Origin of the sequence: Emcibacter nanhaiensis, assembly GCF_006385175.1 — a bacterium.
GTDB classification, from domain to species: Bacteria; Pseudomonadota; Alphaproteobacteria; order Sphingomonadales; family Emcibacteraceae; genus Emcibacter; species Emcibacter nanhaiensis.
Window position 1 is genome coordinate 752,444 of sequence record NZ_VFIY01000005.1, and the last position, 7,287, is coordinate 759,730.

General features: G+C 51.2%; 4 protein-coding genes. All 4 read left to right on the forward strand.

Going from position 1 to position 7,287, the window contains the following annotated elements:
* Positions 1-14: 14 nt before the first annotated feature.
* Positions 15-1,922, forward strand: a complete 1,908-nt coding sequence (locus tag FIV46_RS07505; protein ID WP_139940002.1) for a CocE/NonD family hydrolase — start codon at positions 15-17, stop codon at positions 1,920-1,922.
* A gap of 382 nt (positions 1,923-2,304) precedes the next feature.
* Positions 2,305-4,530: a TonB-dependent receptor gene (locus FIV46_RS07510; RefSeq protein ID WP_139940004.1), complete on the forward strand. Its 2,226-nt coding sequence runs from the start codon at positions 2,305-2,307 to the stop codon at positions 4,528-4,530.
* A 168-nt stretch (positions 4,531-4,698) separates the two neighbouring features.
* Complete coding sequence (locus FIV46_RS07515) at positions 4,699-6,618, forward strand: serine hydrolase domain-containing protein (RefSeq protein WP_181163101.1); 1,920 nt, start codon at positions 4,699-4,701, stop codon at positions 6,616-6,618.
* A gap of 118 nt (positions 6,619-6,736) precedes the next feature.
* A partial coding sequence (locus FIV46_RS07520) for a membrane dipeptidase (RefSeq protein WP_181163102.1) occupies positions 6,737-7,287 on the forward strand: 551 nt, incomplete at its 3' end.

Below are 7,287 nucleotides of genomic sequence, written 5' to 3' on the forward strand. Positions count from 1 at the left end.
AAAGGTGTAATGCTGTGTCTCAGTTAAAGAAATGGATGTTCCGTCTTTTAAAAGCGTTTACCGCTACTGTGCTTGTTATAGTGGCGCTTATCGTAATTGTCGACCAGTTGGTAAAAACGCCGGGCGAAAAAATATTATCGCCAGGTGTGACACGGAACTCAGCACAATATATTGTCATGCGCGATGGCGTGAAGATTGCGGTGGATGTTTGGTTGCCGCGAGAATACGAGCCGGGTCAAAAGCTCCCTTCAATCATGTATATGACCAGGTATTGGCGGGCATCCGAACTTGGTATTCTGCGGCATGTTGCTGTAGGCCTTGGGTTGGCGGAAGATCCAAATTTGACTTTGCTTGTCAGGCTGTTTAACGAAAAGGGATATGCATTTGTGAAAGTCGACGCCCGTGGCAGTGGGGCTTCCTTTGGTGGCCGGCAAACAGAGTTAAGTCCAGATGAGGTTGCCGACTATGGGGAGATTGCTGACTGGATCGTACGCCAGACCTGGTCGAACGGCCGTATCGGCGCACTTGGTGTCTCTTATCTGGGGAATACGGCGGAACTCCTGACGACGACGCAGCGCGGCGCCGTTCGCGTGGTGGCGCCGATGTACAGTGATTTTGATCCTGTTTACCAGTTGATCCAGCCCGGCGGCGCAAAAAATAAATATATGGACAACTGGGGCGAGGCGGTTGGTCATATGGACCGAAATGAAACTTGCGCTCTTCTCGAAATCAAAGGGGTGTTGTGTACCCTCAGTGGGCTTTGGGTCGGCGGGGTCAAACCGGTAGACGCAGATCGTCATGGGGCATTACTGCGGGAGGCCGTTAACGGCCATGCTGACAATGTGAATGTGGGCCGGCTTTTTGAGGGTATCAATTTTTCCGATGACCCCATGGGGATTGCGGGAAGCGACGCCTGGTCATTCATGCCGGCGGGCAGGGGCCGGGAAATAGAAGCTTCAGACATTCCCATGTTTGTCTGGGCGGGGTGGTATGATGCCGCTACCGCGGATGGAGCATTGTCCAGGTTTCAGACGTTCTCTAACCCGCAAAGAGTCATCATAGGAGCCTTTTCTCATGGTGGTGCTCATGACACTGACCCCTTCCGTGACGCCAATAGTGCACCCGATATCTCTCCTGAAGAACAACTGGACATGATCGCGGCGTATTTTGACAAATTTCTGCGAGACGGGGGGGCTGGGCAGCCAGAACATTCCATCCGCTATTATGAGCTTGGTTCGGGAAAATGGTACGAGAGTGAAGTCTGGCCTCCTGCCGGGGTAAGGGCACGCACCTATTATCTGGCACAGGATAATCAGCTCTTGGGGGAAGCCGGGGAAGCCGGTGGCGAAGATCATTATACAGTGGATTATTCGGCAACGATGGGAACTTCCACGCGCTGGCATACTAACTTTGGTGGTGGAGATGTCTTTTATCCGAACAGGGCAGGACAGGATAAGAAGCTGCTTGTCTATCAAGGTGCTCCGCTGCAGGAAGGCCTGCATATCGTCGGGGCACCTGTTCTGAGCCTCTCGCTAAAAAATTCCCATCCGGATCCAGTCATTTTTGCTTACCTGGAGGCCGTCTCTCCGGAAGGGGCCGTGCTTTACATCACGGAGGGGGAGTTGAGGGCAATTCACCGTAAAATCAGCGGTGAGGGAGCTTCCTATGTACAGGACGGCCCCCGACATAGTTACAAAAGATCGGACTCTCAACCGGTGCCGGTTGATGAAGTCATTGAATTGAAAATCCGCCTTGCTTCAGTGGCGGCCATGATTCCCGAGGGCTGGCGTGTGCGACTGTCTCTGTCAGGTGCGGATGCCGACATGTTCAAGCGTTGGCCTGAAGACGGAACTGTACTGCAGTGGACGGTGAAACATGGAGGCGACGATTCCTCCAGGCTGGAATTGCCGGTCAGGGAGTAGTCGTCTGATGTTCGGGGATGTTCCGTAAAAGGAGAAATAGTGATGCCGGAGGAAATGACGGACCCAGATGAAAGAGAGTCAAGAACTGTCATTGAATGCGCGGGGCGTGCTAGAGAGGCGGCTTGCCAATTAATGAAGATAGGCTCAATAAATATACCTAACTTGTAAACAGAAAATACTGCGGGGACGTAGCGAGTTCTGGGAGTGTGATTTTCCAAGTCTCGCCTATAAGAATATAATATAAAAAAAGACTTAGATTAGTTGAAAGTTAAAGCCTAGTTGTAGGGGCACATAGGATTTGACTAATTTTTTGAACTATAATATGAATATGACCTCAAGTTTTATAAAATAGATAATATATTTTAGGAGAAGGAAGAAGGAAATGGTTCTGAGTAGGGTAGACGCATTTATTTTTGCTTTGACAGCCACGACATCATCTGTTGCGCTTATGGCGTCCCAGGCTATGGCCGAGGATGTGGACAGTGACGGTGAGATTATGGTGATGGAAGAGGTGGTGGTTTCCGCGCAGCGGCGCGACACCACGATCCTGGAAGTGCCGGTATCGGTGACTGCTATTGGTGGAACCGAGCTCGAGAATACGTCAGCAACCAGTATCATGGACTATGCGGCAAAGATTCCAGGTCTCAATCTTGTGGGCGGTGGTACGCCGGGGCAGGTGACTCTGACACTGCGCGGCGTTTCGTCAAGTGTCGGCGGTGGCGCCAATGTGGCAACGTATATCGACGAAACGCCTGTGGGATCCAGCTCTATTTATTCCAGGGCAAGCATCCTGCAACTGGATTTTTTCCCCTATGATATCGAGCGTCTGGAGATCGTGCGTGGTCCGCAGGGAACACTCTATGGTGCCAGCGCTATGGGGGGGCTGATAAAATATGTAACCAAAAAACCAAACCTGCAGGAAGTGAGAATGCGGGGTGGCGCCGGATTGCGCTCTGTGGAAGGCGGCGGTGACCTCGGATACAATGTGCAGGGCTCTGTGAGTGTGCCGCTCGTAAAAGACAGTCTCGGCATGTCAGTGAGCGGATATCACTCCAATACACCGGGCTACATCGATAACTATCGCCGGGGTGAGGATGATATAAATGAGGTTCGGCAAAGCGGTGCCCGGGTGGCCCTGCAGTGGAATCCCAGTGAGAAAATAGATATCAATTTGTCAGGTATTGTGCAGGATGTGGATGCCGATGACCAGGCAACCATTTTCCTCGATCCGACCAGTTCTGAGCCGGTAGTGGATGAATTGAGTACCGGTGCCTATTTGCGGGAACCGTTCAAGAAAACCATGTATTTTACTGCGCTGAATATCTCCTGGAATATTGGTGTCGCGGACTTGGTATCGTCATCCAGTTACAGTTATACGAAAACACGAGACGGCATTGACGGGACCAGTGTTTACGGGGGGCTAGTGCCGATCTTTTCGGGGGGCGCGGTGCCGGAAGGAAATATCTACTACGATAACACTGTGAAGGTTAAAAAATATACACAGGAACTGCGTCTGGTATCATCGGATGAAGAGGCCGCTTTTCAGTGGATTCTTGGCGGATTCTTCACGGATGAAACGGCGACCAACGCTCAATATTTTACAGCTGAGGACCCTGCCGGAAACTTGGTGGATTTCCTGAATCCCATGGCCGATATTTTGCTGGACTCCTCCTATAAGGAATATGCCGTTTATGGTGATGTGACCGTGGATTTCACGGATAGGTTTGAACTAACGGCAGGCCTGAGGTGGTCAAAGAACGACCAAGTGTATACGGAGTATGATGACGGGCTTTTCTATGGTTTTATGGGTTCGGCCATGGGGGGGGCATCTTCTGAAGAGATCGTGACATATATGGTGTCACCGAAATATACCTTGTCCGAGGATCTTATGGTTTATGCAAGATACGCGACGGGTTACCGTCCCGGTGGCCCCAACGTGGCCATTTTCGGCATTCCTCCGCAGGTGGATTCCGATACGCTGGACAGTTATGAAATTGGCCTGAAGGGCAGGCTGCTGGATGGTAAACTGACCTTAGAGGGTGCTTTGTTCCAGAATGATTGGCAGGGCCTTCAGGTTACGGCGTCTGGAGGTGGTTTTGGGTGGCTTGAAAACGGCGGCGACGCGCGTGTAAAAGGCCTGGAATTGTCTTCTAGCGTCAATGTGACGCCTGAATTCAAACTGTCGTTTAATGCGTCCTATACGCATACCGAATTTCTGGATGATGCGCCTAGCCTCGGGGCTGTGGCCGGTGACCGCATTCCGTTTGTGCCTGACTGGCTGATCGGCGCAACGGCTGACTACGGTTTCCAGGTTTCAGGCGGCTGGACAGGTTGGGTCAGTGGTTCGGTGCGCTATGTGGATGATCAGACCTATTTCATACCTGATATCGGCGCCTCCCGCACCATGGACAGCTACACAACCGTGGATTTGCGCGCGGGCTTTGAAAATGGCCCATGGGAAGTCAAGTTGTTTGCCAACAATCTGACCAACAGGCATGCCCATACCGACGAAAGCCTGTTGGTAAATTTCTTTGGTGTGCCGGTAAACGGGCAGGCTACCATACTTCAACCTCGTACAATTGGCATATCTGTCGGGTACAGTTATTAACAAAATGGTTGACCCCAATCAGCGAGATAAGATGGAAGTTGATGTATAGAGTCTTTTTCATCTTATCTCCTGAAACTAGGTGGCAAAATAAGCATCTATTGCTGGATGGTACAAGTTGCAGGTTCCGATCAACAGAAAATGCTGGGGCCTTTTAAAGGGAGTTTCCTGATGAAGCAGTCAAAGATTATTTCCATACTTTTCATATTGATAACTCTGGTGTTTTCATCCGGAAATGCCTGGGCACAGAATAATAGTTTCCCGACTGAGGTCGGTGCCGTCGAAGCCTTCTCGGACGGTCTGGTTTATCCTTTGATGAGCAAATTCAATGTGCCGTCAGGTGTCGTTGCAATTGCCCAGGGCGACAAACTTGTCTTTTCCAAGGGGTATGGCTTTCAGGATTATGACAAGGCTATTCCGGTCGATCCTGAAACAACTATGTTCCGCCCCGGTTCTATCTCCAAACTTTTTACATGGACATCGGTCATGCAGCTTGTCGAACAGGGCAGGATCGACCTGGACGCCGATGTAAATGCCTATTTGAGAACCTTTCAGATAGAGGATAGTTATCCCGGGCAGCCGGTGACCATGCGCCATATGATGACCCATTCCGCTGGTTTTGAGGACAGCTTTCTCGGTCATCTCATTATTCGCGACCCCTCCCGGGTTGTGCCGCTGGCGGAGTCCCTGAAGAAATATCAGCCGGCCCGTGTTAATCCGCCGGGTGTTCACACGGCCTATTCAAATTATGCGACAGCGCTGGCCGGTCTTATTGTTGAAAATGTGTCCGGGATGAAATTCTCCGACTATGTACAGAAAAATATCTTCGATGTTCTGGGCATGAAGCATGCCACATTTGTGGAGCCACTGCCGGAAAACCTGAAAGACAACATGGCGGGCACCTATGCGTTCGAAGGTGGAACGTTCGTGGAAAAGCCGTTTGAAATTGTCTCGAACTTTTCCCCGGCCGGGGCCTCGTCGGTGTCAGCTGCGGATATGATGATTTTCGGCCAGACCATCTTAAACGGAGGCGAATATCAGGGACGGAGGATCCTGAAAGAGGAAACCGTCCGGCAAATGTTGGCGCGTAACCCGGCCTATCCTGATAAAATGGATGGTGTTGCTCTGGGGTTTTATGAACTGACGGAAAACGGTATCCCCATTATCGGACATCATGGCGCAACCTTCTCCTTTATGTCCCAACTGGCCATTGATACTGAGAATAGGATCGTCATCTTTGCTTCCTTCGGCTCCAAGCAGGGCGGGCAAGTGAGCAATGAAGTGGTTAGCGGCTTTTACGATGCATTCTATCCGGAGCAACCTGACATGCCTCATACCCCGACAGATTTCGCCGAACGTGCCGGCAAATATGCCGGAACATATCTCGGCTGGCGTATGAATTTTTCCGGCATCGAGAAAATCATGGCTCTGCTCGGGGGAGTCAGTGTGACTCCGACCTCGGACAATAAATTGTTGATCACTGCAGGGGGAAAGTCAGCCCAGTTTGTTGAAACAGGTAAAAATACATTCCAGGAGCTGCCCGGCATGAACAAGATGTCCCCCGGGGAGGCGAAGGTTTTGTTTATAGAAAAGGACGGGGAGATCACGGGTCTTCTTCTCGGAAATCATTTGCTGGAATTTTTCAAAGCATCTTTTGTTTATTCAACAGCATTCAATTATGGCTTCCTCGCCTTGTCCGGTATTGTCTTCCTTGGCGTAGTGCTGCGTCGGTTCTACCAGCGGAAGTCCATCAAATTGATGGAGCCTGGTGAAAAGAAAGCCTTGAGGGCCGCCGTTTTTGCCTCCGCGGCAAATCTGCTGACCGTCGTTCTGTGTGCGGTTGTGCTTGTGGTTGCCGGAGACTCTATTCTCGCGAAAATTCCGTTGAGCTTGAAACTCTGGCTGTTGCTGCCCATCCTGTCCACCATTACCGGTGTTTACCTGCTGTACTGGACCGTGAAGGTCTGGAAAGACGGGCTTTGTGGCACCCTCGGGGCGCGCATTCGATTCAGTATCGTGACTGTCTGCGCCCTGTTTATGTGCTGGTTCTATTACTTCTGGAATATTCTCGGTTTCAATTACCTGTCGTAGGTTCTGAAGCCGCGTGGCTGGCTTACTCGAGGTGCCGGAACGGCGGGATAAATTGTGGATGTTTGGGGCATGACAGGCCCCTGGGGTCGTATATCAGTCAGTTTGCAAGGAGCAGAAGATGAATAAAGCTAAAGCGATGAATCGTCGTAACGCACTTAAAGCCGGGGCGGCGGGTGTCGCCCTGTCTCTTGGTGCCCCGATGATCAACAGGGGGATGTACCGAGCGTTTGCGCATTCCGGGGAAAGCTATTCCCGCCGGACGATGGACCTGGTGCGGGAAAACCTGGTTATTGACATGCTCGGGCTGATTGCCCTCAGCGACAAGAAAGTCGAAAAATGGGTGCTGACCCCGGGCGGGTTCGGGGAGCAGGATTTCCAGGAGTTTAATAAATCCGGGATCAATATTTTTCACAATGCCTATGGCATAAGCGGCCCCGGGGCGCACCGCGAAACCCTTGAATATTTCGCCCTTCTCAACGGTTTCATTGCCGATTATTCGCAGTATTTCAGACGCATTGATTCAATCGAGGATATGGATGCTGCCAAAAGTAGCGGCAAGATTGGTGTCCTGATTGGTGTCCAGAACGCGGAACATTTCCGTAGCCCCGATGATGTTGATTTGTTCCGCAGCATGGGGCAAATGGTCTCCCAGTTGACCTACAACAGCCG